The sequence below is a fragment of the Mesorhizobium sp. M1342 genome (assembly GCF_040317955.1).
In the GTDB taxonomy this organism is placed as follows: domain Bacteria; phylum Pseudomonadota; class Alphaproteobacteria; order Rhizobiales; family Rhizobiaceae; genus Mesorhizobium.
Map to the genome: position 1 here is coordinate 22827 of NZ_JAMYLI010000001.1, position 26912 is coordinate 49738.

Annotated in this window: 25 protein-coding genes and 1 riboswitch; of the genes, 22 read left to right on the forward strand and 3 right to left on the reverse strand. The window is 62.8% G+C overall.

Annotated features, from left to right (window positions below; translation table 11 throughout):
* Nucleotide 1 precedes the first annotated feature (1 nt).
* From cobW to NKH06_RS00130, 3 genes are all read right to left on the reverse strand, one after another.
* On the reverse strand, nucleotides 2–1039 hold the full coding sequence (gene cobW, locus NKH06_RS00120) for a cobalamin biosynthesis protein CobW (protein WP_023812393.1): 1038 nt from the start codon (nucleotides 1037–1039) through the stop codon (nucleotides 2–4).
* A 2-nt stretch (nucleotides 1040–1041) separates the two neighbouring features.
* A complete protein-coding gene (locus NKH06_RS00125; RefSeq protein ID WP_352891821.1) occupies nucleotides 1042–1470 on the reverse strand; it encodes a DUF1636 family protein in 429 nt (142 codons plus the stop codon).
* 39 nt (nucleotides 1471–1509) lie between these two features.
* A riboswitch (cobalamin riboswitch) is annotated at nucleotides 1510–1714 on the reverse strand.
* A gap of 29 nt (nucleotides 1715–1743) precedes the next feature.
* Nucleotides 1744–2943 (reverse strand): winged helix-turn-helix domain-containing protein, encoded by a 1200-nt coding sequence (locus tag NKH06_RS00130; protein WP_352891822.1) that lies wholly within the window; start codon nucleotides 2941–2943, stop codon nucleotides 1744–1746.
* Nucleotides 2944–3274: 331 nt separating this feature from the next.
* On the opposite strand from NKH06_RS00130, the gene NKH06_RS00135 reads away from it, so the two are divergent.
* The 22 genes from NKH06_RS00135 to NKH06_RS00240 all read left to right on the forward strand — a co-directional run bounded on the left by NKH06_RS00135 (nucleotide 3275) and on the right by NKH06_RS00240 (nucleotide 26532).
* On the forward strand, nucleotides 3275–3640 hold the full coding sequence (locus NKH06_RS00135) for an NADH-quinone oxidoreductase subunit A (protein WP_010910112.1): 366 nt from the start codon (nucleotides 3275–3277) through the stop codon (nucleotides 3638–3640).
* Complete coding sequence (locus NKH06_RS00140) at nucleotides 3631–4212, forward strand: NuoB/complex I 20 kDa subunit family protein (RefSeq protein WP_013531090.1); 582 nt, start codon at nucleotides 3631–3633, stop codon at nucleotides 4210–4212. Before NKH06_RS00135 ends, NKH06_RS00140 begins: the two co-directional genes overlap by 10 nt.
* A gap of 4 nt (nucleotides 4213–4216) precedes the next feature.
* A complete protein-coding gene (locus NKH06_RS00145) occupies nucleotides 4217–4819 on the forward strand; it encodes an NADH-quinone oxidoreductase subunit C (protein WP_127293230.1) in 603 nt (200 codons plus the stop codon).
* The gene (locus NKH06_RS00150; RefSeq protein ID WP_127293232.1) at nucleotides 4820–6010 is read left to right on the forward strand and encodes an NADH-quinone oxidoreductase subunit D; all 1191 of its coding nucleotides are present in this window, start codon (nucleotides 4820–4822) and stop codon (nucleotides 6008–6010) included.
* Nucleotides 6011–7291 carry an NADH-quinone oxidoreductase subunit E gene (locus NKH06_RS00155; protein WP_023812386.1) on the forward strand — a complete coding sequence of 427 codons (1281 nt, stop codon included), beginning with the start codon at nucleotides 6011–6013 and terminating at the stop codon, nucleotides 7289–7291.
* Between the two features lie 10 nt (nucleotides 7292–7301).
* Nucleotides 7302–8606 (forward strand): NADH-quinone oxidoreductase subunit NuoF, encoded by a 1305-nt coding sequence (nuoF, locus tag NKH06_RS00160; RefSeq protein ID WP_023812385.1) that lies wholly within the window; start codon nucleotides 7302–7304, stop codon nucleotides 8604–8606.
* Between the two features lie 71 nt (nucleotides 8607–8677).
* Entirely contained in the window at nucleotides 8678–9367 is a 690-nt protein-coding gene (locus NKH06_RS00165) for a helix-hairpin-helix domain-containing protein (RefSeq protein WP_352439827.1), read from the forward strand.
* Nucleotides 9368–9440: 73 nt separating this feature from the next.
* Nucleotides 9441–11522: an NADH-quinone oxidoreductase subunit NuoG gene (gene nuoG / locus NKH06_RS00170; protein ID WP_352775550.1), complete on the forward strand. Its 2082-nt coding sequence runs from the start codon at nucleotides 9441–9443 to the stop codon at nucleotides 11520–11522.
* A gap of 2 nt (nucleotides 11523–11524) precedes the next feature.
* Nucleotides 11525–12568 carry an NADH-quinone oxidoreductase subunit NuoH gene (nuoH, locus tag NKH06_RS00175; RefSeq protein WP_352891823.1) on the forward strand — a complete coding sequence of 348 codons (1044 nt, stop codon included), beginning with the start codon at nucleotides 11525–11527 and terminating at the stop codon, nucleotides 12566–12568.
* Complete coding sequence (gene nuoI / locus NKH06_RS00180) at nucleotides 12568–13059, forward strand: NADH-quinone oxidoreductase subunit NuoI (RefSeq protein ID WP_023812382.1); 492 nt, start codon at nucleotides 12568–12570, stop codon at nucleotides 13057–13059. Before nuoH ends, nuoI begins: the two co-directional genes overlap by 1 nt.
* Before the next feature lie 240 nt (nucleotides 13060–13299).
* The gene (locus NKH06_RS00185; protein ID WP_023812381.1) at nucleotides 13300–13920 is read left to right on the forward strand and encodes an NADH-quinone oxidoreductase subunit J; all 621 of its coding nucleotides are present in this window, start codon (nucleotides 13300–13302) and stop codon (nucleotides 13918–13920) included.
* A gap of 1 nt (nucleotide 13921) precedes the next feature.
* Complete coding sequence (nuoK, locus tag NKH06_RS00190; RefSeq protein WP_010910101.1) at nucleotides 13922–14230, forward strand: NADH-quinone oxidoreductase subunit NuoK; 309 nt, start codon at nucleotides 13922–13924, stop codon at nucleotides 14228–14230.
* 10 nt (nucleotides 14231–14240) lie between these two features.
* A complete protein-coding gene (gene nuoL, locus NKH06_RS00195) occupies nucleotides 14241–16214 on the forward strand; it encodes an NADH-quinone oxidoreductase subunit L (RefSeq protein WP_352891824.1) in 1974 nt (657 codons plus the stop codon).
* Complete coding sequence (locus NKH06_RS00200; protein WP_027034803.1) at nucleotides 16214–17719, forward strand: NADH-quinone oxidoreductase subunit M; 1506 nt, start codon at nucleotides 16214–16216, stop codon at nucleotides 17717–17719. The genes nuoL and NKH06_RS00200 overlap by 1 nt, the downstream gene beginning before the upstream one ends.
* Before the next feature lie 18 nt (nucleotides 17720–17737).
* The gene (nuoN, locus tag NKH06_RS00205) at nucleotides 17738–19174 is read left to right on the forward strand and encodes an NADH-quinone oxidoreductase subunit NuoN (RefSeq protein ID WP_128304419.1); all 1437 of its coding nucleotides are present in this window, start codon (nucleotides 17738–17740) and stop codon (nucleotides 19172–19174) included.
* Nucleotides 19175–19179: 5 nt separating this feature from the next.
* Nucleotides 19180–20001 carry a biotin--[acetyl-CoA-carboxylase] ligase gene (locus NKH06_RS00210; RefSeq protein ID WP_023812378.1) on the forward strand — a complete coding sequence of 274 codons (822 nt, stop codon included), beginning with the start codon at nucleotides 19180–19182 and terminating at the stop codon, nucleotides 19999–20001.
* Nucleotides 20002–20119: 118 nt separating this feature from the next.
* Nucleotides 20120–21790: a ribonuclease J gene (locus NKH06_RS00215; protein ID WP_127267199.1), complete on the forward strand. Its 1671-nt coding sequence runs from the start codon at nucleotides 20120–20122 to the stop codon at nucleotides 21788–21790.
* A gap of 111 nt (nucleotides 21791–21901) precedes the next feature.
* The gene (gene mce, locus NKH06_RS00220) at nucleotides 21902–22306 is read left to right on the forward strand and encodes a methylmalonyl-CoA epimerase (protein WP_128304418.1); all 405 of its coding nucleotides are present in this window, start codon (nucleotides 21902–21904) and stop codon (nucleotides 22304–22306) included.
* A complete protein-coding gene (locus tag NKH06_RS00225; protein ID WP_023812375.1) occupies nucleotides 22303–22587 on the forward strand; it encodes a DUF1467 family protein in 285 nt (94 codons plus the stop codon). Before mce ends, NKH06_RS00225 begins: the two co-directional genes overlap by 4 nt.
* A 653-nt stretch (nucleotides 22588–23240) precedes the next feature.
* Nucleotides 23241–24569 (forward strand): proline--tRNA ligase, encoded by a 1329-nt coding sequence (gene proS / locus NKH06_RS00230; RefSeq protein ID WP_128304417.1) that lies wholly within the window; start codon nucleotides 23241–23243, stop codon nucleotides 24567–24569.
* Nucleotides 24566–25852 (forward strand): lipoprotein-releasing ABC transporter permease subunit, encoded by a 1287-nt coding sequence (locus NKH06_RS00235; protein WP_128304416.1) that lies wholly within the window; start codon nucleotides 24566–24568, stop codon nucleotides 25850–25852. The genes proS and NKH06_RS00235 overlap by 4 nt, the downstream gene beginning before the upstream one ends.
* On the forward strand, nucleotides 25849–26532 hold the full coding sequence (locus NKH06_RS00240) for an ABC transporter ATP-binding protein (protein ID WP_174800360.1): 684 nt from the start codon (nucleotides 25849–25851) through the stop codon (nucleotides 26530–26532). Before NKH06_RS00235 ends, NKH06_RS00240 begins: the two co-directional genes overlap by 4 nt.
* Nucleotides 26533–26912: the final 380 nt, after the last annotated feature.

Genomic DNA, 26912 nt, shown 5'->3' on the forward strand with positions numbered 1-26912 from the left:
ATCAGCCGGCGAGTATACGCTCGATCGCCGGGCGGTTCAGCCCCTTCAGGCCGATGACGACGAGACGCGAGCGGCGGTCGTCCTGCGCGGTCCAGGCGCGGTCATAGTAATGATTGACGCGCGGCCCGACGGCCTGCAGCAAGAGCCGCATGGGCTTGCCGCCGACCTCGACGAAGCCTTTTACGCGCAGCACGTTCTCTTCTTCGGCGACGGTGGCGACGCGCTTTGCCAACTCGTCCGGATTGGCGATCGAGGCAATGTCGACGATGAAGGTGTCGAAGTCGTCATGCTCATGGTCGAATGCGCCGTCATGGTGGGACTTGCGGTTTTCGATGTCGTCCTCGACGGCGAGACCGAGCCCGAGCAGCACGGAGGGATCGACCTTGCCATGCGACGTCGGCACGATCTTCACCGCGCGGGCGGAATGTTCGTTGATGATGGCGTTGGCGCGGGCGGTGCCGGCGGCGTCCATCAGGTCGCTCTTCGACAGGATGATCAGGTCGGCGCAGGCGATCTGATCCTCGAACACTTCTTCCACCGGATCGTCATGGTCGAGCGTCTCGTCCCCGGCGCGCTGCGCCTGCAAGGCGTCCATGTCGTTGGCGACGCGGCCTTCGGCCAGCGCCGGGCCGTCGACCACGGCGATGACGCCATCGACTGTGACGCGGCTCTTCACGCTCGGCCACTGGAAGGCCTGGACCAGCGGCTTGGGCAGCGCCAGGCCCGAGGTTTCGATCAGGATATGGTCGACCCTCGGCGTCAGCGACAGGATCTTGTCAAGCGCCGGCACGAAATCGTCGGCGACGGTGCAGCAGATGCAGCCATTGGCCAGTTCGACGATGTTTTCCTCCGGGCAGGTGTCGATGCCGCAGCCCTTCAAAATCTCGCCGTCGATGCCGATGTCGCCGAATTCGTTGACGATGATGGCAATGCGTTTGCCGCCGGCGTTTTCCAGGAGATGGCGGACCAGCGTCGTCTTGCCGGCGCCGAGGAAGCCGGTGACGACGGTGCAGGGAACGCGCGAGACGGAAGCAGTCATGATCAGTCCTTCAACAGGTCGAGGGGAGGGATGCGGGCAACGAGGCCACGCTTCAGGCTATCGGGGCGGCCGCGCCATGGAATCAGGCCGTCCTTCGAGGTGGCGAAGAGCTTGGCACCCGTGATGAGGTCGGCGCCGCTGGTCGTGGTCAGGTCGCCGAAGACATAGCTCCAGCAGCCGTCGCGCAGGATGGCGGCGCTGAGGCGCCGCTTGCAATTGCCGAGGCATTCGACGCTGCGGATGCGAATATCGTCGCCAGATGCGGCGCGGCGCGTGTCGTCCGCCAGCAATTCGCCGGCGCGGGGATGGGCGTCGGAGCCGGTCTCATTGCGGCAGGAGGCGCAGACGATGATGGTGACGCCGGCCAAGGCATCATCATGGCCGGACGAAATATCCGCTGTGCCAGCCGAAAAACTGCTGTCGTGGTCCAAAGATCGGGCTCCTTGCCCGGAAACCCGCCGGGCGATCGGATTCTAAAGTCGCAGACGGCAGGTCTCCTGGCTCGCGGGTCATCGCCTTGGGTAGCCGCCTTCCCGGGAACTCCCCAGTGGCTTTCGGCCTTGGCTCTTCGCTTACAGTTGCGGGGACAGCCGCGGATTTGGGATTTTGCCCCGCACCGCATTCCCTCTTAGCCCTTGCCGTTGCGGGCAAGAGACCATCTGAACCGGATTTAGGCTTTTGCGGGCGGCGGTGTCAACGCGAGCTTACGACACGGCGATGTCGGCCAGCGCCGGCCCCAAATCCCCGGCAGGCGTCACTTCGATGCGTTCGAGACCGAGCCAGCCCTGCATCTGCTTCAATTCCTCGAACAGCTCTGCAGCGGTTTCAGGCGGTGCACCGGGCTCCGCATAGGCCGCATGGACGCGCAGTATGCTGGCCGGGCGATCGGCCTTGAGGTCGACGCGTGCCACGATCCTGTCGCCGAGCAGGAACGGCAGGACATAATAGCCGTATTGCCGCTTGTCGGCCGGCGTGTAGATCTCGATGCGGTAATGGAAATCGAACAGCCGCTCCGTGCGCGAGCGCTCGAAGACGACCGGATCGAAGGGTGCCAGCAGGGCGCGGGCCTCGACTTTGCGCGGCAGGCGGGCGTCTTTGTGAAGATAGGCGGGCTTGTCCCAACCTTCGACACGCACCGGCAGCAGCTCGCCCGTTTCAACCAGTTCCTCCAGCCGGCCCTTCATGTCGGCCGGCGACAGGCGGAAATAGTCGCGCAGGTCGCCTGAAGTCGCCACGCCGTGGGCGCGGGCAGAAATGCGCAGCAATTCGCGGTGCGCGTCCTCGGCTGCCGGTACCCGCAGATCGAGGATCGCCTGCGGCAGCACGCGTTCGGGCAGGTCATAGAAGCGCTCGAAACCGCGGCGGTGCGCCGTGGTGATGCGCCCGGCCCAGAACAGCCATTCGAAGGCGTGCTTGGCATGGCTCCAGCCCCACCAGCCGCCCGAGCCTTTCTGGCCTTCGAGCGCGGAAGCGGCGATCGGGCCGCGCTCGGCGACCTGGCGGTAGATCTCTTCGATGTAGGCGGCGTGCTCGCGGCCCCATTTGGCGAGGCCCAGATACATTTCGTCGCCGCGCTCGGCGCGCTGCATGCGCCAGCGCATCAGCGGGTATGTCTCGACCGGCAGGAAGGAGGCCTCGTGCCCCCAGTATTCGAAAACCGTGCGCTTGCGCGTCACGGCCGCGTTGTCGAGCAGCGAGAACGGGTAGGGGCCAAGGCGCGAATAGAGCGGCATATAATGAGCGCGCACCACCGCGCTGACGGAATCGATCTGCAGCAGGCCGGTGCGGGAGAGGGTGCGGGCAAAATGCCGGCGGTCGGGCGTGCCGGTCGGGCGGGGATCGAGAAACCCCTGGGCGGCAAGCGCGATGCGACGGGCCGTGGGGAGCGAGATCTTTTCCTTCATGCAGGCATCACTTTGAAGTGTTTTGACCGAGGGTCGAATGGCTGATTCCAACCCATGCTAGCAGGGTTTTGGCGGCATCCATGTCAGGAGAGAAAAGTGGAGTAAAAAGCGAAGGAAATCAAACAGGAGCGGATCGGACCAGTTTGCCGCGATATGCCGTCCAGGTCGGTGTTTTGAACAAGGTTTGACTTGCTTCGCTGGAAGTGCTGCGCTAACCCTCGCCGCGTTGCAGCATAGGCCCTTAAAACGGTTCAGCGGTTAAACTGTCACGCTTCCGCATTAGGGTCCGGTGCTGTAATCAAAGTGGATTGGCGCCAACGGAAAGCCGAGCATGAACGCACTCTTGAGCTCATACCTGCCCATCGTCCTGTTCATAGGCGTGGCGCTGGTTGTCGGCCTGGCGTTGCTGGCCGCACCCTTCCTGGTGGCCTATCGCAATCCCGATCCCGAAAAGCTTTCCGCCTACGAGTGCGGTTTCAACTCGTTCGACGACGCGCGCATGAAGTTTGACATCCGTTTCTACCTGGTGTCGATCCTGTTCATCATCTTCGACCTGGAAGTGGCCTTCCTGTTTCCGTGGGCGGTGTCGTTTTCGAAGATCGGCATGCTCGGTTTCTGGTCGATGATGGTGTTTTTGGCGGTGCTGACCATCGGCTTTGCCTATGAATGGAAAAAAGGAGCGCTGGAATGGGATTGAACGACAGTTCAGGCACCCTCGTCGCGCCGAAGCCCAAGGGTATTATCGATCCCAACACCGGCAGGCCGGTGGGGGAGGACGATCCCTTCTTCCTCGAGATCAACAATGAGTTGGCCGACAAGGGCTTTTTGGTCACTTCGACCGAGGCGCTCATCACCTGGGCGCGCAGCGGGTCGCTGATGTTCATGACGTTCGGCCTCGCTTGCTGCGCGGTCGAGATGATCCACACCTCGATGCCACGCTATGATTCGGAGCGGTTCGGCGTCGCGCCGCGTGCGTCCCCGCGCCAGTCCGACATCATGATCGTCGCCGGCACGCTGACCAACAAGATGGCGCCGGCGCTGCGCAAGGTCTACGACCAGATGCCGGAACCGCGCTACGTCATCTCGATGGGCTCCTGCGCCAATGGCGGCGGCTACTACCATTATTCCTATTCGGTGGTGCGCGGCTGCGACCGCATCGTGCCGGTCGACATCTATGTGCCCGGCTGTCCGCCGAGCGCCGAAGCGTTGCTGTACGGCATTCTTCTGCTGCAGAAGAAAATCCGCCGCACCGGCACGATCGAACGGTAAATCCATGACCGCATCCCTGAGCGAACTGTCGACCTATCTCGGCGAGAAGCTGCCTGGCCGCTTCAGTGACGGGGTGCTTGCCTATGGCGAGCTTACCGTTCACGTCGAGCCGCGCGATCTGGTCGAGGTGATGACCTTCCTGCGCGACGATGCGCGCTGCCAGTTCATCTCGATCATCGACGTCTGCGGCGCCGACTATCCGTCGCGGGCCAAGCGCTTCGACGTCGTCTACCACCTGTTGTCGCCGAAGCAGAATGTGCGCATCCGCGTCAAGGTGCAGGCCGACGAGGAAACCATGGTGCCGTCGATCACCGGCGTGTTCCCCGGCGCCGACTGGTTCGAGCGCGAGACCTACGATCTCTACGGCGTGCTGTTTTCGGGCCATCCCGATCTGCGTCGCCTGCTGACCGACTACGGTTTCGAAGGCCATCCGCTGCGCAAGGATTTCCCGCTGACCGGATTCGTCGAGGTGCGTTACGACGACGAGGCCAAGCGCGTCATCTATGAGCCGGTCGAGCTCAAGCAGGAATTCCGCAATTTCGATTTTTTGTCCCCGTGGGAAGGTACGGATTACGTGCTGCCGGGTGACGAGAAGGCAAAGCAGTAAATGGCTGAAACTTCGGTCCGCAACTTCAACATCAATTTCGGCCCGCAACACCCTGCGGCGCACGGCGTTTTGCGCCTTGTGCTGGAACTGGACGGCGAAGTCGTCGATCGCGTGGATCCGCATATCGGGCTCTTGCATCGCGGTACCGAAAAGCTGATCGAAGCCAAAACCTATTTGCAGGCGATCCCTTATCTCGACCGGCTCGACTATTGCGCGCCGATGAACCAGGAGCACGCCTTCGCATTGGCCGCCGAGCGCCTGCTCGGCATCGAAGTGCCGAAACGCGGGCAGCTGATCCGCGTGCTCTATTGCGAAATCGGCCGCATCATGTCGCACATCCTCAATGTGACGACGCAGGCTATGGACGTCGGCGCGCTGACGCCGCCGCTGTGGGGCTTCGTCGAGCGCGAAAAGCTGATGGTGTTCTATGAGCGCGCCTCCGGTTCGCGCATGCATGCCGCCTATTTCCGTCCCGGCGGCGTCCATCAGGACCTGCCGCAGAAGCTGGTCGAGGACATCGGCAAGTGGATCGACCCGTTCCTGAAGTCGATCGACGACCTCGATCAGCTGCTGACCGGCAACCGCATCTTCAAGCAGCGCAATGTCGACATCGGCATCGTCTCGCTGGAGGATGCCTGGGCCTGGGGTTTTTCGGGCGTGATGGTGCGCGGTTCGGGCGCTGCCTGGGACCTGCGCAAGTCGCAGCCCTATGAATGCTATTCGGAAATGGATTTCGACATTCCGATCGGCAAGAACGGCGACTGCTTCGACCGCTACCTCGTACGCATGGAAGAAATGCGCCAGTCGGCGAAGATCATGCGCCAGTGCGTCGATCTCCTGCTCGGCAAGGAAAGCGCCGGCCCGGTGTCGAACCTCGACGGCAAGGTGGTGCCGCCCAAGCGCCAGGCGATGAAGCGCTCGATGGAAGCGCTGATCCATCATTTCAAGCTCTACACCGAGGGTTATCGCGTGCCGGCCGGCGAGGTTTACGCCGCGGTCGAGGCGCCGAAGGGCGAATTCGGCGTCTATCTGGTTTCCGACGGCTCCAACAAACCTTACCGCTGCAAGCTGCGCGCGCCGGGTTTCGCGCATCTGCAGGCGATGGATTTCCTCTGCCGCGGCCACATGCTGGCCGACGTCACCGCCGTTCTCGGCTCCCTCGACATCGTGTTTGGTGAGGTCGATCGCTAAATGTCAGTCCGCCGTCTCGCAGAAGCCAGCGTCCAGCCAGCATCCTTCGCCTTCAACCGGGCGAATGCAGCGGCTGCGAAGCAATGGATCAAGAAGTACCCGAAGGGCCGTGAGCAGTCGGCTATCATCCCGTTGCTGATGATAGCGCAGGAGCAGGAAGGCTGGGTGACGAAGGCGGCGATCGAGACGATCTCCGACATGCTCGGCATGCCGCGTATCCGCGGGCTCGAGGTCGCGACCTTCTACACGCAGTACCAGTTGAATCCGGTCGGCACGCGTGCGCACATCCAGGTCTGCGGCACCACGCCCTGCATGCTGCGCGGTTCGGAAGCGCTGATGGATGTCTGCCGCTCCAGGATCCATCATGACCAGTTCCACGCCAACGACAAGGGCACCTTGTCGTGGGAAGAGGTCGAATGCCTTGGCGCCTGCGTCAACGCGCCGATGGTGATGATCTTCAAGGACACGTTCGAGGATCTGACGCCGGAACGCCTGGCTGAAATCATCGATCTCTATGACGCCGGCAAGGGTGCTTCGGTGGAACCGGGGCCGCAGAACGGCCGTACCGGCTCGGAGCCGGCCTCCGGCCTCACCACGCTGAAGAGCGAAAAGGCGATCCTCAAGTCGACCCGTGAAAGGGAAGCCAGGGAAGCGGCCAGGGCCGCCAGGGCGGCGCCCGACGCGATCATCGCAGGGCCCGTGCCGGCACCGGCCGCGGCCCCTGTCGCGCCGTCCAACACCAGCAAGCCGAAGACCGACGCCCCTGAAACCAGCCCGGCATTGAAGACGCCTTCAAAAACCAAGGTCGCGCCGACGGTTGAAAAGGCGGCGAGCGTTGCCGCCCCACTGCATTCGGCCGCCAATGCCAACAAGGCAGACTCCAAGGTCGAGCAGGTTTCCAAGCAGCGCAACGGTCCAATAACCAAGGCCGAGCCGGCATCCGCCTTCAAGGCGCCGGAGGTCAAGGTACCGGCAGCCAAGCCGGCCAAACCGTCGCTCGAGGACAAGAACCGTCCGGCCGGCATCGATAAACCGGTACAGGTCGATGACCTAAAGCTGATCTCCGGCGTCGGCCCCAAGATCGAGGGCATCCTGCATACGCTGGGCATTTTTACCTTCGCGCAGGTCGCGTCGTGGAAGAAGGCCGAACGCGAGTGGGTGGATGGCTATCTCTCTTTCCAGGGCCGCATCGATCGCGACGACTGGGTCAAGCAGGCCAAGGCGCTCGCCAAGGGTGGCGTGGCCGAATACATCCGCGTCTTCGGCAAGAAGCCGGTCTGAGGGACGAAAAATGCTCGGGGATAAAGACCGCATCTTCACCAATATCTACGGCCTGTTCGACAAGTCGCTGGCCGGCGCGATGGCACGCGGCGCCTGGGACAACACGCCCGGCATCGTTGCCAAGGGGCGCGAGTGGATCGTCAACGAGATGAAGGCGTCGGGCCTGCGCGGTCGCGGCGGCGCAGGCTTCCCGACCGGGCTCAAATGGTCGTTCATGCCCAAGCAGAGCGACGGCCGGCCGAGCTATCTCGTCATCAACGCCGACGAATCCGAGCCCGGCACCTGCAAGGACCGCGACATCCTGCGCAACGACCCGCACACGCTGGTCGAGGGCGCGCTGCTTGCCGGTTTCGCCATGGGCGCGATTGCCGCCTACATCTATGTGCGCGGTGAGTTCATCCGCGAGCGCGAGGCGCTGCAGCGCGCGATCGAGGAGGCCTACGAGGCCAAGCTGATCGGCAAGAACAACACGTCCGGCTACGATTTCGACATCTACATGCACCACGGCGCCGGCGCCTATATCTGTGGCGAGGAGACAGCGCTCCTCGAAAGCCTCGAAGGCAAGAAGGGCCAGCCCCGGCTGAAGCCGCCATTCCCTGCCAATGTCGGCCTCTATGGCTGCCCGACCACGGTCAACAATGTCGAATCGATCGCGGTTGCGCCGACCATCCTGCGCCGCGGTGCGGCCTGGTTCTCGTCCTTCGGCCGGCCCAACAATGTCGGCACCAAGCTGTTTTGCATCTCCGGCCACGTCAACAATCCGTGCACGGTCGAGGAGGCGATGTCGATCCCGTTCCGCGAGCTCATCGAGACGCATTGCGGCGGCATTCGTGGCGGCTGGGACAATCTTTTGGCGGTCATACCGGGCGGCGCCTCGGTGCCGCTGGTGCCTGCCGAGCAGATCATCGACGCGCCGATGGATTTCGACGCCTTGCGCGACCTCAAATCCGGCCTTGGGACCGCGGCTGTCATCGTCATGGACAAGTCGACCGATGTCGTGAAGGCGATTGCGCGGCTTTCCTACTTCTACAAGCACGAGAGCTGCGGCCAGTGCACGCCATGCCGCGAAGGCACCGGCTGGATGTGGCGGGTGATGGAACGGCTGGTGCGCGGCGAGGCGCAGAAGCGCGAGATCGATATGCTGCTCGACGTCACCAAGCAGATCGAAGGGCATACGATCTGCGCGCTGGGCGACGCGGCGGCATGGCCGATCCAGGGCCTGATGCGGCATTTCCGCGGCGAGGTGGAGCGGCGCATCGACGAGTTTTCGCGCAATGCGCACCGGGCGGAGCCTGTGATGGTGGCGGCGGAATAGAATAACGTTTTATGCGGATGAAAGTCCGCAGCGAAGGGCGGGGCGAACGAAGAAACGACCAGGAGAACTCTATGGCGCCGTATTCGAACCCGCTGATGCCCAATTTGGACCAGATCGAGAAGATGAACCAGGACTTGACCAGGATGATGCCGAAGGAGATGGCCAGCGCCGTCAACCTTTTCGTGCATCCCGTGGCGGGTGCGGCGGCGATGTCGGCGCTTGGCCTCGGGCTCGCCAACCACGCTTTCGGCGTCTGGCTGGGCGCGCTTTCGGGAGCGACTGAGGCCTCGCAACGGCTGCTGCAGCCGATCGTCGATGATTTCGAGGCGCGCGTCGCGCAGTTCGACGATCCGAACTCTTCCTCCACCAAGGCGCGGGCGACGGCGAAAACCATGATTGCCGAGGCGCAGTCCTTCGCCCGGGAGGTCACCGATATTGCCGCCAAGGAAGCCGCCACTGCCGTGCCGGCCGCAAATGCGGCTCCGGCTACGGGCGGCGCCGGCGATGCGCTGATGCCCGAGGATTTCAGGCAGCCCAACGCCATGGAGAAGCCGGCCATTCCGGCAGATCTCAAGGCCATCTCGGGCATCGGGCCGAAGCTGGAAAAGGTTCTCAACGGCCTCGGCATCTGGACGTATGCCCAGATCGCGGCATGGACGCCGCAAGAGGTTGCCTGGGTCGAGGACTATCTGTCGCTCGGCGGCCGCATCGGCCGCGACGATTGGACAGCCCAAGCGGCGGCGCTCGCCGTCAAGAAGTGAATGAAGTGCCCGACGTGGTCTCGACCGCGTCCGGAAAAAGAGATTGCGGGAACTCCGCAGGGGTTTGAGGCGAATGGCAAAGCTCAAGGTCGACGGGAAAGAGATCACTGTACCCGACCACTACACGCTGCTGCAGGCGGCTGAAGACGCTGGCGCGGAAGTGCCGCGCTTCTGCTTCCATGAGCGGCTGTCGATCGCCGGCAATTGCCGCATGTGCCTGATCGAGGTGAAGGGCGGGCCGCCCAAGCCGCAGGCCTCCTGCGCCATGAATGTGCGCGACCTGCGTCCCGGCCCGAATGGCGAGGCGCCGGAAATCTTCACCAACACGCCGATGGTCAAGAAGGCCCGGGAAGGCGTGATGGAGTTCCTGCTGATCAACCATCCGCTGGATTGCCCGATCTGCGACCAGGGCGGCGAATGCGACCTGCAGGACCAGGCGATGGCCTTCGGCGTCGATTCCTCGCGCTATCACGAGAACAAGCGCGCGGTCGAAGACAAATACATCGGACCGCTGGTCAAGACGGTGATGAATCGCTGCATCCACTGCACGCGCTGCGTCCGCTTCACCACCGAAGTCGCCGGCATTTCCGAACTGGGCCTGATCGGCCGTGGCGAGGATGCAGAGATCACCACCTATCTCGAACAGGCGATGACCTCGGAGCTGCAGGGCAATGTCATCGACCTTTGCCCGGTCGGCGCGCTGACCTCGAAGCCATTCGCCTTCCAGGCGCGACCGTGGGAGCTGACCAAGACCGAATCCATCGACGTGATGGATGCGGTCGGCTCGGCGATCCGCGTCGATAGCCGGGGCCGCGAAGTGATGCGGATCCTGCCGCGCGTCAATGAGGCGGTGAACGAGGAGTGGATCTCCGACAAGACCCGCTTCATCTGGGACGGCCTGCGCACGCAGCGTCTCGACCGCCCCTATGTGCGCAAGGACGGCAGGCTGGTTGCCGCCAGCTGGGCCGAGGCCTTCGCCGCGATCAAGGACACGGTGTCGAAGACGGCGCCCGAAAAGATCGGCGCTATCGCGGGCGATCTCGCCGCCGTCGAGGAAACCTATGCGCTCAAGCTGTTGATGGCTTCGCTCGGCTCCAAGAATACGGATTGCCGCCAGGATGGCGCCGCACTCGATCCGGCGCTCGGCCGTGCGAGCTACATCTTCAACCCGACCATCGAAGGCATCGAGCAGGCCGATGCGGTGCTGATCATCGGCGCCAATCCGCGCTATGAAGCTTCGGTGCTCAACGCCCGCATCCGCAAGCGCTGGCGGACCGGCAATCTGCCGGTTGGCGTCATCGGCGATGTCGGCGACACACGCTACGACTACGAACAGCTGGGCGCCGGACCGGATTCGCTGAAGGATTTGGCTGACGGCAATGGCAAGTTCTTCCAGGTGCTGAAGAAGGCGACGCATCCGCTGATCATCGTCGGCCAGGGCGCGCTGGCGCGCGCCGATGGCGCGGCCGTGCTCGGTCAGGCGGCCAAGCTCGCCGCCGCCGTCAACGCTGCCCGCGCGGATTGGAACGGCTTTGCCGTGCTGCACAATGCGGCCGGGCGCGTCGGCGGTCTCGATCTCGGCTTCGTGCCGGGCGAGGGCGGCAGAAACGTTGCCGGCATGCTGGGCGAAATGGAGCTCCTGTTCCTGCTCGGCGCCGACGAGATCGACATGGCCAAGACCGGCGGCGCCTTCGTCGTCTATATCGGCACGCATGGCGATCAGGGCGCGCACCGCGCCAATGTCATCCTGCCGGCGGCCGCCTACACGGAAAAGTCGGCCACCTATGTCAACACCGAAGGGCGTGTGCAGCAGACCAACCGCGCCGGCTTCGCGCCGGGCGAGGCGCGCGAGGACTGGGCGATCCTGCGGGCACTGTCGGATGTGCTGGGCAAGAAACTGCCGTTCGATTCGCTGCCGCAACTGCGCGCCAAGCTCTATGGCGAATACCCGCATCTGGCCCGTATCGACCAGGTCGCGGCCGGCAATGCCGAGGACATCGCTGGGGTGGCGAAGCTCGGCGGGCGGCTGAACAAGGGCACCTTTACGTCGCCGGTGACGGATTTCTACCTGACCAACCCGATCGCGCGGGCATCGGCCGTGATGGCGGAATGCTCGGCACTGGCCAAGAGCGGCTTCAAGCAGGCGGCGGAATAAGCATGGACACTTTCTTCTCCTTCTACGTGCTGCCGGCGCTGCTGATCCTGTTGAAGTCGGTCGTGCTGATCGTCGTGCTTTTGATCTTCGTCGCCTATATCCTCTACGCCGACCGCAAGATCTGGGCGGCGGTGCAGTTGCGCCGTGGCCCGAACGTCGTCGGCCCCTGGGGCACGCTGCAAGCCTTCGCCGATCTGCTGAAATTCGTCTTCAAGGAGCCGGTCATCCCGTCCGGCGCCAACAAGGGCGTGTTCCTGCTGGCGCCGCTGGTCTCGGCCGTGCTGGCGATCTCGGCCTGGGCGGTCATCCCGGTCAATCAGGGCTGGGCGATCGCCAACGTCAATGTCGGCATCCTCTATGTCTTCGCCATCTCCTCGCTCGAGGTCTACGGCGTGATCATGGGCGGCTGGGCCTCCAACTCGAAATATCCGTTCCTCGGCGCGCTGCGTTCGGCGGCTCAGATGGTGTCCTACGAAGTCTCGATAGGTTTCGTCATCGTCACCGTACTGCTCACCGCCGGCTCGCTGAACCTCACCGACATCGTGCTGTCGCAGCATGATGGAATTGGTACGCGGCTTGGCCTGCCCAACACCTTCCTCGACTGGAACTGGCTGGCGCTGTTCCCGATGTTCATCATCTTCTTCATCTCGGCGCTGGCCGAGACGAACCGGCCGCCTTTCGATCTGGTGGAAGCCGAATCGGAACTGGTCGCCGGCCACATGGTCGAATATTCGTCGACGCCGTTCCTTTTGTTCTTCCTCGGCGAGTATGTCGCCATCGTGCTGATGTGCGCGCTGGCCACCATCCTGTTCCTCGGCGGCTGGCTGCCTCCGTTCGACTTCGCGCCGTTCACCTGGGTGCCGGGCGTCATCTGGTTCGTGCTGAAAGTCTGCTTCGTGTTCTTCGGCATCTCCATGGTGAAAGCCTTCGTGCCGCGCTACCGCTACGACCAATTGATGCGGCTTGGCTGGAAAGTGTTCCTGCCGATCTCGCTGTTCATGGTGGTCGCCACCGCGGCCTTCCTCAAGATCACGGGGTTTGCGTGATGTCCGCTCTTTCCCAAGCCGCCAAATCGCTGCTGCTGCAGGATTTCGTCAGCGCTTTCTTCCTGTCGATGCGCCAGTTCTTCGCGCCGAAAGAGACGATCAATTATCCGCACGAGAAGGGGCCGACCAGTCCGCGCTTCCGCGGCGAGCATGCGCTGCGCCGCTATCCCAATGGCGAGGAACGCTGCATCGCCTGCAAATTGTGCGAGGCGATCTGCCCGGCGCAGGCCATCACCATCGAGGCCGGCCCGCGCCGCAATGACGGCACGCGCCGCACGGTTCGCTACGACATCGACATGGTGAAGTGCATTTATTGCGGCTTCTGCCAGGAAGCCTGCCCGGTCGACGCCATCGTCGAGGGGCCGAATTTCGAATTCGCGACGGAGACGCGCGAGGAACTCTACTACGACAAGGACAAGCTGTTGGCGAATGGCGACCGGTGGGAGCGCGAACTGGCGCGCAACATCTCGCTGGACTCGCCCTACCGCTGATATTTGACGCATGGACGGGGCAGGGGCCTCGTCCAGAGGATGATCCCGAAAAGTTGCGGACTTTTTCGGACCAGATCATGCTCCGGAATACAGAGTGGCCCATGTTTCTTTCGATCGGGCCTTTCAACCCGATCGGAACATGGGCTAGGACAGCGCGGCTTTGGAACCGGAGGCGGAACCAGGCCAGAGACAACAAACAGGACGAGCGTCCTGTTCGTACAGGAACCCGGGGGATCCCCAATGTTGAGTGGACTAGAGGCGGCCTTTTTCTACCTCTTCGCCTTTGTCGCGGTGGCGTCGGCGTTCATGGTCATTTCGTCGCGCAACCCCGTGCATTCGGTGCTGTTCCTGATCCTGACCTTTTTCAACGCCGCCGGCCTGTTCATGCTGACCGGGGCCGAGTTCCTGGCGATGATCCTGCTCGTCGTCTATGTCGGCGCGGTGATGGTGCTGTTTCTGTTCGTCGTCATGATGCTCGACGTCGATTTCGCCGAGATGAAGGAAGGCGCCCTGCAATATGCGCCGATCGGCGCGCTGGTCGGGCTGATCCTGGCGGCGGAGCTGATCGTCGTTCTCGGCGGCTACACTTTCGCGCCGCAGCTCGCTTCGACGGTCTCCAAGCCCATTCCGGATCTCGCCACGCGGACCAACACCGCCGCGCTCGGCGACATCCTGTATACCGACTACCTCTACTACTTCCAGATTTCGGGCCTCATCCTGCTGGTCGCCATGATTGGCGCCATCGTGCTGACGCTGCGCCATAAGCCAGGCGTCAAGCGGCAGTCGATCGCGGCCCAGGTCGGCCGCACGCCGGCGACCGGCATGGAAATCCGCAAGGTCAAGACAGGCGAGGGACTCTGAGATGGTTGTCGGCATCGCACATTATCTGACCGTATCGGCTGTTCTGTTCACGCTCGGCGTGTTCGGCATCTTCCTGAACCGCAAGAACGTCATCGTCATCCTGATGTCGGTCGAACTGATCCTGCTGGCGGTCAACATCAATTTCGTCGCCTTTTCGGCGGCACTGGGCGATCTGGTCGGCCAGGTGTTCGCGCTGTTCGTGCTGACGGTAGCTGCGGCCGAGGCCGCCATCGGACTTGCCATTCTCGTCGTCTTCTTCCGCAACCGCGGCTCGATCGCGGTCGAAGACGTGAACATGATGAAGGGTTGACGGAACCACCATGTATCAGGCCATCGTCTTCCTTCCCCTGCTCGGCTTCCTGATCGTCGGCCTGTTCGGCACGTCGCTCGGCGCCAAGGCGTCCGAATACATCACCTCGGGTTTCCTGGTGATCGCGGCCGTGCTGTCGTGGGTCGCTTTCTTCACCGTCGGTTTCGGCCATGGCGAGGTGTTCACCGTGCCGGTGCTGCGCTGGATACAGTCGGGTGGACTGGAAGCGTCCTGGGCACTGCGGATCGACACGCTGACGGTGGTCATGCTGGTGGTGGTCAACACCGTCTCGGCGCTGGTCCACATCTATTCGATCGGCTACATGCACCACGATCCGAACCGGCCGCGCTTCTTCGCCTATCTGTCGCTGTTCACCTTCGCCATGCTGATGCTGGTGACGGCGGACAACCTCGTGCAGATGTTCTTTGGCTGGGAAGGCGTGGGGCTGGCGTCCTACCTGCTGATCGGCTTCTGGTACAAGAAGCCGTCGGCCAATGCCGCGGCAATCAAGGCCTTTGTCGTCAACCGCGTCGGCGATTTCGGCTTCGCACTCGGCATCTTCGGCGTGTTCGTGCTGTTCGGCTCGGTCAATCTGGGCACGATCTTCGCCAATGCGGCAACGTTCATTCCGGCCGAAGGCGCCCCGCATGGCGCCGCGGTGCTGACCTTCCTCGGCTATGCGCTGGACAAGCAGGCGGCCATGACGATCGTCTGCCTGCTGCTGTTCATGGGCGCCATGGGCAAGTCGGCGCAAGTGCCGCTGCACACCTGGCTGCCGGATGCCATGGAAGGCCCGACACCGGTTTCCGCGCTGATCCATGCCGCCACCATGGTGACGGCCGGCGTGTTCATGCTGGCACGGCTGTCGCCGCTGTTCGAACTCTCGCATTCGGCGCTGACTGTCGTGACCTTCATCGGTGCCTTCACGGCCTTCTTCGCGGCCACCGTCGGTCTCGTCCAGAACGACATCAAGCGCGTCATCGCCTACTCGACCTGCTCGCAGCTCGGCTACATGTTCGTGGCACTCGGCGTCGGCGCCTATGGCGCGGCGATCTTCCACCTGTTCACGCATGCCTTCTTCAAGGCGCTGCTGTTCCTCGGCTCGGGCTCGGTCATCCATGCCGTGTCCGACGAGCAGGACATGCGCAAGATGGGCGGCCTCAGGAAACTGATCCCGACCACCTACTGGATGATGGTGATCGGCACGCTGGCGCTGACCGGCGTCGGCATTCCGGTGACGGTCATCGGCACCGCCGGCTTCTTCTCCAAGGACGCCATCATCGAGAGCGCCTTTGCCGGCCACAATTCGGTTGCCGGCATGGCCTTCGTGGCTCTGGTCGTCGCCGCCTGCTTCACCTCCTTCTACTCCTGGCGGCTGATCTTCATGACCTTCCACGGCAAGCCGCGGGCGAGCCATGAAGTGATGCACCACGTCCATGAATCTCCGCCTGTGATGCTGGTGCCGCTGTTCATCCTGGCCGCTGGCGCGCTGTTTGCCGGCATCATCTTTCACGGCGCCTTCATCGGCGAGGGCTATGCCGAGTTCTGGAAGGCATCGCTGTTCACACTGCCTGACAATCACATCCTGCACGACATCCACGAATTGCCGCTGTGGGTCGAACTGTCGCCCTTCATCGCCATGCTGATCGGCTTCGCGCTGGCCTGGAAATTCTACATCCGCTCGCCGGAAATGCCGGTCAACCTGGCCGCGCAGCATCGCGGGCTGTACGCCTTCCTGCTCAACAAGTGGTATTTCGACGAGCTCTACGACTTCCTGTTCGTGCGGCCCGCCAAGCGCCTCGGCCATTTCCTGTGGAAGACCGGCGACGGCACCATCATCGACGGCCTCGGCCCGGATGGCATTTCGGCGCGCGTCGTCGATGTCACCGACCGCGTCGTCAAGCTGCAGACCGGCTATCTCTACCACTACGCCTTCGCCATGCTGATCGGCGTTGCCGCACTCGTCACCTGGATGATGCTCTGATGACCGCCTGGCCAATCCTCTCGCTGGTCACCTTCCTGCCGCTGGTTGGTGTGCTGCTTATCCTGTTCATCAATGACGACAGCGAAAATGCCCGCCGCAACATCCGCGCCATCGCGCTGTTGACGACGACTTTCACCTTCATCATCTCGCTGTTCATCTGGACCGGATTCGACAATTCGCAGTCCGGCTTCCAGTTCGTCGAGAAGGTCGCCTGGCTCGACTCCGGCATTTCCTACCATATGGGCGTCGACGGCATCTCGATGCTGTTCGTCATCCTGACGACGTTCCTGATGCCGCTGTGCATCCTGGCGTCGTGGGAATCGATCGAGAAGCGCGTGAAGGCCTACATGATTGCCTTCCTGCTGCTCGAAACGCTGATGATCGGCGTATTCTGCGCGCTGGACATCGTGCTGTTCTACGTCTTCTTCGAAGCCGGCCTGATCCCGATGTTCATCATCATCGGCGTCTGGGGCGGCAAGCGGCGCGTCTACGCCTCGTTCAAGTTCTTCCTCTACACGCTCGCCGGCTCCGTGCTGATGCTGCTCGCCATCATGGCGATGTTCTTCCAGTCCGGCACAACCGACATCCCGACGCTGCTGACCCACAACTTCCCGGCCAACATGCAGACCTGGCTGTGGCTTGCCTTCTTCGCCTCCTTCGCGGTGAAGATGCCAATGTGGCCGGTGCACACCTGGCTGCCCGATGCGCACGTCGAGGCGCCGACGGCGGGCTCCGTCATCCTGGCCGGCATCCTGTTGAAGATGGGCGGGTATGGCTTCCTGCGATTCTCCTTGCCGATGTTCCCGCTGGCGTCGGAAATGTTCGCGCCGCTGGTCTTCGCGCTGTCCGTCGTCGCCATCATCTACACCTCGCTGGTGGCGCTGATGCAGGAAGACATGAAGAAGCTGATCGCCTATTCGTCGGTTGCTCATATGGGCTTCGTCACCATGGGCATCTTCGCCATGAACCAGGAAGGCGTGCAGGGCGCGATTTTCCAGATGCTCAGCCACGGCCTCGTCTCCGGCGCGCTGTTCCTGTGCGTCGGCGTCATCTACGACCGCATGCACACACGTGAGATCGCCGCCTATGGCGGCCTGGTCAACAACATGCCGAAATACGCCACGGTGTTCCTGATCTTCACCATGGCCAATGTCGGCCTGCCCGGTACCAGCGGCTTCGTCGGCGAGTTCCTGACCATGCTGGGCGTGTTCCGGGTCAACACCTGGGTGGCGTTCTTCGCCGCCACCGGCGTCATCCTGTCGGCCGCCTACGCGCTCTGGCTCTACCGCCGGGTGATCTTCGGCGCACTGACCAAGGAGAGCCTGAAGGGCCTGCTCGATCTGTCGCCGCGCGAGAAGGTGATCATCTACCCGCTGGTCGTGCTGGTCATCTTCTTCGGCGTCTATCCCGCCCCGGTCTTCGACGCGACGGCCGAATCGGTCAAGTCGCTCGTCACCAATGTCACTGCATCCATCGGCGCCGCGCAGACCGCGGCGGCGAACTGACCAGAGGTTTTGCGAACCATGACGCCGGACCTTCTCTCCAGCCTGTCGCTCTCGACGCCAGAGCTGATCCTTGCCGTCGGCGCGCTGGCGCTGCTGATGGTCGGAGCCTATTCGCGCGCCAACACGGCCAACACGGTAACCGGCCTTGCGGTTGCCGTTCTGGCGATCGCGGGCGCCTGGCTGATCTTCCGGACCGGGCAGGGCAGCGCTTACGGCAATGCCTTCATCCAGGATTCCTTCGGCCGCTTCATGAAGGTGCTGGCGCTGATCGGTTCGGCGGTGACGCTGGTGATGTCGATGCGCTTCGCCAAGGCTGAACGCTTCGACAAGTTCGAATATCCGGTGCTGATCCTGCTCTGCACGCTCGGCATGATGCTGATGATCTCGGCCAACAGCATGATCGGCCTCTATCTCGGCCTCGAGCTGCAGTCGCTGGCGATCTATGTGCTGTGCGCGATCAATCGCGACAATCTGCGCTCGACCGAAGCAGGCCTCAAATATTTCGTCCTCGGCGCGCTGTCGTCGGGCATGCTGCTCTATGGCATCAGCCTGGTCTACGGCTACACCGGCAACACCGGCTTCCAGGAGATCGCTTCTGCGCTCGGCAGCGGCGAGCGCCAGCTCGGTCTCGTTTTCGGCCTCGTCTTCGTGCTGGCCGGCCTGGCCTTCAAGATCTCGGCGGTGCCGTTCCACATGTGGACGCCAGATGTCTATGAGGGCGCGCCGACACCGGTGACGGCCTTTTTGGCGGCAGCACCGAAGATGGCGGCGATGGCGCTGATGGTGCGCGTCACCATGGGTGCGTTCAAGCCGATCGCCTCCGACTGGCAGCAGATCATCGTCTTCATCTCGATCGCCTCGATGGCGCTTGGTGCTTTCGCCGCCATCGGCCAGACCAACATCAAGCGGCTGATGGCCTATTCCTCGATCGGCCATATGGGCTATGCGCTGGTCGGCCTTGCCGCCAACAGCCAGGCTGGCGTGCGCGGCGTTGCCATCTACATGCTGATCTATCTGGTGATGACGCTCGGCACCTTCGCCTTCATCCTCGCCATGCGGCGCAAGGAAGGCGATGTCGAGCAGATCAGCGAGCTGGCCGGCCTGTCGTCGACCAATCCGATCATGGCGACGATCCTGACCATCCTGATGTTCTCGCTGGCCGGCATCCCGCCGCTCGCCGGCTTCTGGGGGAAATGGTACGTCTTCCTCGCCGCCATCAACGCCAATCTCTATGCGTTGGCGATCATCGGCGTGCTGGCCTCGGTGGTGGGCGCCTATTACTATTTGCGCATCATCAAGATCATGTGGTTCGACGAACCGGTCGGCGGTTTCGTGCCGATGGCGAGCGAATTGCGTGTCGTGCTCGGCGTCTCCGGCGCCTTCGTGCTGTTCTACGTGCTGATCGGCGGGCCGATCGGCACCTATGCCGAAGCCGCCGCCAAGACGTTTTTCTAGTCGGCATGGCATTTCGGCTGGCTCCAACCTCGGCGTCGGATGGGTTCCGGCTCGAGGCGCATGAGAGCGTCGGCTCCACCAATGCGCTGGCACTGGACCACGCAAGGGCAGGCGACCCCGGCAAATTGTGGGTCGTTTCCAAGAAACAGGAAAGTGGGCGTGGCCGGCGCGGCCGCGTCTGGGCGACGCCAGAAGGCAACCTCGCGGCGACGCTACTGGTCATCACCAAGGCAGAGCTTCGCCTTGCCGCGACGCTGGGCTTCGTCGCCGGGCTGGCGCTGGCCGATGCTCTCGATGCCGTGGTGCCGAAGGGCCGGATCGCCATCGGCCTCGACGGTGGCAGCGAAGGGAAAAACCGTTTCGAACTGAAATGGCCGAACGACGTGCTTGCCTCCGGCGCCAAGCTGGCCGGCATCCTGCTGGAATCGGCAATCCTGGAAGGCGGCCGTTTCGCGGTGGCGGTCGGAATCGGCGTCAATGTGGTGGCATACCCCGAGGATTTGCCCTATCCCGCAACATCACTCAGCGCGCTGGGCGCGGCATGCGATGCGGAAACACTTTTCCTGGCGCTGTCGGATGCCTGGAGCGAGAATGCCCGGTTGTGGGACGAGGGGCGCGGACTTGCCGCCGTCAGGCGTCGGTGGCTTGATCGTGCTGCGGGGCTCGGCGGCGAGGTTGCTGTCAGAATTGACGGTAATGTGGTGCGTGGGGTGTTCGAGACCATTGACGAGGACTGCCGTTTCGTGATCCGCGACGATGAAGGTTCGGTTCGGACGATCGCCGCCGGCGATGTGCATTTCGGCGCGGTCGCTTCGGCCAGGGCATAGGGCCGTTCATGAACGGTTCTAACTGTTTGTTTTTGCGCAACTCCGGTGGGAAAACCGTTACACACTTTTCCCGGAATTGCTTTTTGGGCTTGGCCTGAGGGCCAGGAAGGGAAAAATCATGGCGAAAGCGGAAACCGCCGAACTCGTCTTCGTGCCGCTCGGCGGCGTCGGCGAGATCGGCATGAACTTCGCTCTTTACGGCTACGGGCCGCCCAATGCGCGCGAATGGATCGTCATCGATGTCGGAGTGACCTTCCCCGATGCCAGCCTGCCGGGCGTCGACCTGGTGCTGCCCGACACGCGCTTCATCGAGGAGAACCTCGCCAATCTGCGTGGCATCATCATCACGCACGCGCATGAAGACCATTACGGCGCGCTGCTCGACACATGGCCGAAGCTGAAGGCACCGGTCTGGATGACGCCGTTCAGCGCCGGCCTGCTGGAAGCCAAGCGGCAAGGCGAGCAGGGCGCGCCGAAAATACCGGTGACGATCTACCGGGCGGGCGAGAAATTCACCGTCGGCCCGTTCGAGATCGAAGCCATTCCGGTCGCGCACTCGATTCCCGAGCCGATGTCGCTGGCGATCACCTCGCCGGCCGGCACCGTCATCCATACCGGTGACTGGAAGATCGATCCGGAGCCGACGATCGGGCCGAAGACCGACGAGGCGCGTTTCCGGGCCTATGGCGACAAGGGCGTTCTGGCGCTGATCTGCGATTCGACCAATGCGCTGCGCGAAGGTGAGTCGCCTTCGGAAGTGGCTGTGGGCGAGGGCCTCAAGGGCGTCATCCAGGCGGCCAAGGGCCGTGTCGCCGTCACCACATTCTCCTCCAATGTCGGACGCATCGTCTCCATTGCCAAGGCGGCGCGCGATGCCGGACGCCAGTGCCTGGTGCTTGGCCGTTCGCTGAAGCGGGTCATCGATGTGGCCGGCGAACTCGGCTACATGGACGGTCTGCCGGAGTTCATCGCCGAGGAGGATTTTGGTTTCATCCCGCGCGAAAACCTGGTCATCATCTGCACCGGCAGCCAGGGCGAGCCGCTGGCCGCACTGGCCAAGCTGTCGCGCGAAGAGATGAAGTCGGTGTCACTGACGGCAGGCGACACGGTGGTGTTTTCCTCGCGTACCATTCCCGGCAACGAGAAGGCGATCCTCGAGATCAAGAACCGTCTGATCGATCTCGGCGTCAAGATCATCGAGGACGGCGATGCACTGGTGCATGTCTCCGGCCATCCGCGACGCAGCGAATTGCGCAAGATGTATGAATGGGTGCGCCCGCAGATCGGCGTTCCCGTGCATGGCGAGGCGGCACATCTGGTGGCGCAGGGCTCGCTGATGTCGACATCGGGCATCGGCCAGGTGGCGCAGGTGCGCGACGGCGACATGCTCAGGCTTGCTCCCGGCCCAGCCACCATCATGGATCAGGTGCCGTTCGGCCGTATCTACAAGGATGGCAGACTGATCGGCACCGATCAGGCGATGGGCATCCGTGATCGGCGCAAGCTGTCTTTTGCCGGCCACGTGGCGGTCAATGTCGTGTTGGACGACAAATATGAGCTTGCCGGCGACCCCGACCTGGTCGCCATCGGCGTCGCCGAGGCCGATGGCCGTGGCGAGTCGCTGGAAGACTTGATGATCGATGCGGCAATCGGCGCGGTGGACTCGATCCCCCGTCAGCGCCGAAAAGACCTCGACCTGGTGCAAGAAGCAGTGCGGCGCGCCGTGCGCGGCGCCGCCAACGAAGCCTGGGGCAAGAAGCCGCTGGTGACTGTATTCGTCACAAGGTGACGAAAGGGAGTAGGGGAGTAGGGGAATAGGGGAATAGGAAGAGCAAGCAGCTGACATATCTGTCTTTTCCCCTACTCCCTTATTCCCCTACTCCCTTAGCTGGGAGTGCCAATGCTCGGACGACTGAACCATGTCGCGCTTGCCGTGCCGGATCTGGCTGCTGCCGTCGCTGCCTATCGCAACACGCTCGGCGCGGAAGTGACGGCGCCGCAGGCGCTGCCGGAGCATGGGGTGACGGTGGTGTTCGTCAATGTCGGCAACACCAAGATCGAACTTCTGGAGCCCTTGGGCGAGGGGTCGCCGATCGCCGCCTTCCTGGAGAAGAATCCTTCCGGCGGCATGCACCATCTTTGCTACGAGGTCGATGACATCCTGGCCGCGCGCGATCAGCTCAAGGCCGCCGGCGCCCGCGTGCTGGGCGACGGCAATCCGAAGATCGGCGCGCACGGCAAGCCGGTGCTGTTCCTGCATCCGAAGGATTTCTTCGGAACGCTGATCGAACTGGAGCAATCATGAGCTGGGTTTCGTTCACCGCCCTGTTTTTCGCGACCTGGTGGGTGGTGCTGTTCGCTGTGCTGCCGTTCAGCGTGAGGACGCAGGACGACGATCGTGACGTGACGCTTGGCACGGTTCCGAGCGCGCCGCGCGGACCTCACATGCTGCGCGCCGTGATCCGCACCACCATCGCCACCGCGATCCTGATGGGCATTTTCTATGGCCTGACGCATGGGCTGGGATACAGCCTCAACGACATCCCGCACATCGTGCCGGAATTCAGCCAAACCCCAGCCAAATAGCCGGTCCCGGCCCAAGAAGATTTGTCCGGCAAAGACGTTTTCATCCGTCGGAACAGCTTGGTTCCAGACAGGAATGCCGTGCCGTTTTGCGGCCGGACGAGCGCTGACGCTGGGTAAGGTGGTTTGGCAACGCGTTGCGCTAAGCAGATGATTGCACAAAAAAAATGCAAGGCACGAGGCCTTGCAATTTAAACGCGTCCGATCTGTTTCCGGTTTCCGGCGGCAGCGAGTAACCGCGCCTAGATCGCATCCTCCCAAGACTTTGACCGCGTAGGAGAGCAGATTTTTTTCTACCCTCTCGGTTATCGAGGTACATTAGCCTAAGGCGAATGACAATGTCACGAAGAATTTTGCCTTGAAACGGGCATTCTCGTGCTGCACTGCACAATAGTGTGGCAGGCGTTGCTTGGCGAACGATCATCAAGACGCGCGCGGTGACCGGGAGGCCTTGCGGCGCCGTGGGTCTTCTGGGCGGGCGAAGGACGGTGCGACGCTCTGATCCCGGCTATCCCGTGCTTTTTGAAAATCGATTGCCGCTTTTCGGGCCGAAGCGTCCGGGTTCCCATTCCGCCTTGAAATGGCTATGAAGCCGGGTCAAGCAAGCCAAAGTCGCGCCGATTCTGACGCGGCCATCCTCACTCACGGACCAGTCCATGCGTTTGTCGCGCTATTTCCTGCCTATCCTCAAAGAAAATCCGCGCGAGGCCGAGATCGTCTCGCACCGGCTGATGCTGCGCGCCGGCATGATCCGCCAGCAGGGGCAGGGCAGTTTCTCGTGGCTGCCACTCGGCAAGCGAGTGCTGGACAAGGTCTGCCGCATTATTCGCGAGGAGCAGAATCGCGCCGGTGCGCTGGAAATCCTGATGCCGACCATCCAGTCGGCCGATCTGTGGCGCGAAAGCGGCCGCTATGACGACTACGGCAAGGAGATGCTGCGTATCAAGGACCGGCAGGACCGCGACATGCTCTACGGCCCGACCAATGAGGAAGTGGTCACCGAGATCGTCCGCGCCTATGTGAAGTCCTACAAGGACCTGCCGCTCAATCTCTACCACATCCAGTGGAAGTTCCGCGACGAAGTGCGGCCGCGCTTCGGCGTCATGCGTTCGCGCGAGTTCCTGATGAAGGACGCCTATTCTTTCGACCTCGACTTCGAGGGCGCCAGGGCGGCCTACAACAGGATGTTCGTGTCCTATCTCCGGACTTTTACGCGCATGGGGCTGCAGGCAATACCGATGCGGGCCGACACCGGGCCGATCGGCGGCGATCTCAGCCATGAATTCATCATCCTGGCCGACACCGGCGAGAGCCAGGTCTATTGCCACCGCGACTATCTTTCGCTCGATGTGCCCGGAGAGAAGACCAACTTCGCCAATGCCGCCGAGATCGGCGATATCGTCAAGACTTGGACGACACCCTACGCGGCCACCGACGAGATGCATGACGAGGCGGCGTGGGAGAAGATCGGCGAGAGCGACAAGGTTTCGGCGCGCGGCATCGAGGTCGGCCACATCTTCCATTTCGGCGATAAATATTCGAAACCCATGGGCGCCAAGGTGACCGGGCCAGACGGCAAGGATCATTTCGTCTCCGGAGGCTCCTATGGCATCGGTCCGTCGCGGCTGGTCGCTGCGATCATCGAAGCCAGCCATGACGACAACGGCATCATCTGGCCGGAGGCGGTGGCGCCGTTCGACATCGGGCTGATCAACATGAAAGCGGGCGACGCCGAGTGCGACCGCGTCTGCGACGAGCTGCATGCCGCTTTCGTCGCCGCCGGCAAGGACGTGCTCTATGACGACACCGACCAGAGGCCCGGCGGCAAGTTCGCCACCGCCGACCTGATCGGCCTGCCCTGGCAAGTGATCGTCGGCCCGCGCGGTGTCGCCGCCGGCGAGATCGAGATCAAGAATCGCAAGACCGGCGAGCGCGAGACGCTGCCGATCGCAGACGTGAAAAAGCGCTTCGGTGTCGCCGCATGAGCGATGCGGTGGCGGCAAGACCGGTCGGCGCCGGACCCTTTTCCATCTTCGAGCGCATGGTTGCCTGGCGCTATCTGCGTTCGCGGCGCAAGGAGACGGTGATCTCGGTGATCGCCTCGATCTCCTTCCTCGGCATCATGCTGGGCGTCGCCACGCTGATCGTGGTCATGGCGGTGATGAACGGTTTCAGGGCGGAGCTTTTGACGCGCATCCTCGGCGTCAACGGTCACCTGATCGTGCAGCCGCTCGATTCGCCGCTGGAGGACTATGCGCAGGTCGCCAGCCGCATCAACGGTGTAGCAGGCGTCAAATATGCCATCCCGCTGATCGACGGCCAGGTGCTGGCTCAAGGCAATGTCGGCGGCGGAACCGGAGCGCTGGTGCGCGGCATCCGCGGCGAGGATCTGAGCAAGATCGCCATCGTTGCCAGCAACATCAAACAGGGCTCGATCGCCGATTTCGACTCCGGCGACGGCGTTGCCATCGGCAAGCGCATGGCGGAGAATCTCGGCCTGACGCTTGGCGATACCATCACCTTGATTTCGCCCGACGGCGACGTGACGCCGATCGGCACCACGCCGCGCATGAAGGGTTACAAGATCGCGGCGATCTTCGAAGTCGGCATGTCCGAGTATGACACCTCCATCGTCTACATGCCGTTTTCCGAAGCGCAGCTCTATTTCAACATGGACGGGCGGGCGCAGACGATCGAGATCTATGTCGAAAATCCAGACGATGTCGATGCGCTGAAACCGAAGGTGGAGGCGGCGGCGCAGCGGCCGATCGACATGGTCGACTGGCGCCAGCGCAACGAGACCTTCTTCTCCGCCCTGCAGGTCGAGCGCAACGTCATGTTCATGATCCTGACGCTGATCGTGCTGGTGGCGGCGCTGAACATCATCTCCGGCCTGATCATGCTGGTGAAGGACAAGGGCCACGACATCGCCATCCTACGCACCATGGGGGCATCGCGCGGCGCCATCCTGCGCATCTTCCTGATGACGGGCGCGGCGATCGGCGTGACCGGCACGCTTGCCGGTGTGCTGCTCGGCGTGCTGATCTGCACCAACATCGAATCCATCCGCCAGTTCTTCTCATGGATGACCGGCAAGGTGCTGTTCAATCCTGAACTCTATTTCCTCAGCCAGTTGCCGGCGAAGATGGATCCGCGCGAGACGACCTATGTCGTCCTGATGGCGCTCGGCCTGTCCTTCCTGGCAACGGTGTTTCCGGCATGGCGTGCCGCGCGCCTCGATCCGGTCGAAGCCTTGAGGTACGAATAGTGGCTGAGGTCATTATCGAGCTGAAGAGCGTCGAGCGGCACTATGTCCAGGGGCCGCGCAAGCTCACCATCCTGAACGGTGCCGATTTCTCGCTGAAGCGCGGCGAGATGGTGGCTCTGGTGGCGCCGTCGGGCACCGGCAAGTCGACGCTGCTGCACACCGCCGGCCTGCTGGAGCGTCCCGACGCCGGCGACGTCATCCTGGCCGGCCGTGCCTGCGGGCGGCTCTCCGACGACGAGCGCACGGCGATCCGCCGCAACGATGTCGGCTTCGTCTATCAGTTCCATCACCTGCTGCCGGAATTCTCGGCGCTGGAAAACATCATGATGCCGCAGCTCATCAAGGGGCTCAGCCGCAAGGACGCGGCCGAGCGCGCGGCGCAGCTGCTCGATTACATGCAGATCGGCAAACGCGCGTCGCACCGGCCGTCCGAACTCTCCGGCGGCGAGCAGCAGCGCGTCGCCATCGCGCGCGCGGTCGCCAATGCGCCGCTGGTGCTGCTGGCGGACGAGCCGACCGGCAATCTCGATCCGGTCACCGCGTCTTATGTGTTCGAGGCGCTGGCGGCGCTGGTCAAGCAATCGGGCCTTGCGGCGCTGATTGCCACCCACAATCACGAATTGGCATCGCGCATGGACCGGCGCGTCACCCTGGCCGACGGCAAAGTGGTGCCGCTTTAGTCTCCAATGTCGTCATCCTAGGGCGGAGCTCCGCGGAGCGGAGCGTAGACCCTAGGATCCATGCCGTTACTTTCGAGACAAATGCAGGGGTCGAGGATAACGAGCCTCTGTCAGAATGATGATTCTGCACCGTTGCATCGCCTCCAGATCGCGGCATGGATCCTAGGGTCTGCGCGCGTCGCTACGCTCCTTGCTCCGCCCTAGGATGACGAAGCGATGGGCGTATTGGCTAATCGCAAAGGCATGTGCTCTGCCCGTCAACCTTTCCTTAACCCTGCCGAATTGATCGCCGAGATTCCGGAAAATGCCGGATTGCGCGCATTGACATTTGAACAAAATTAGAACAAAATACGAACATATCAACAACGGGAGAGAGTTAT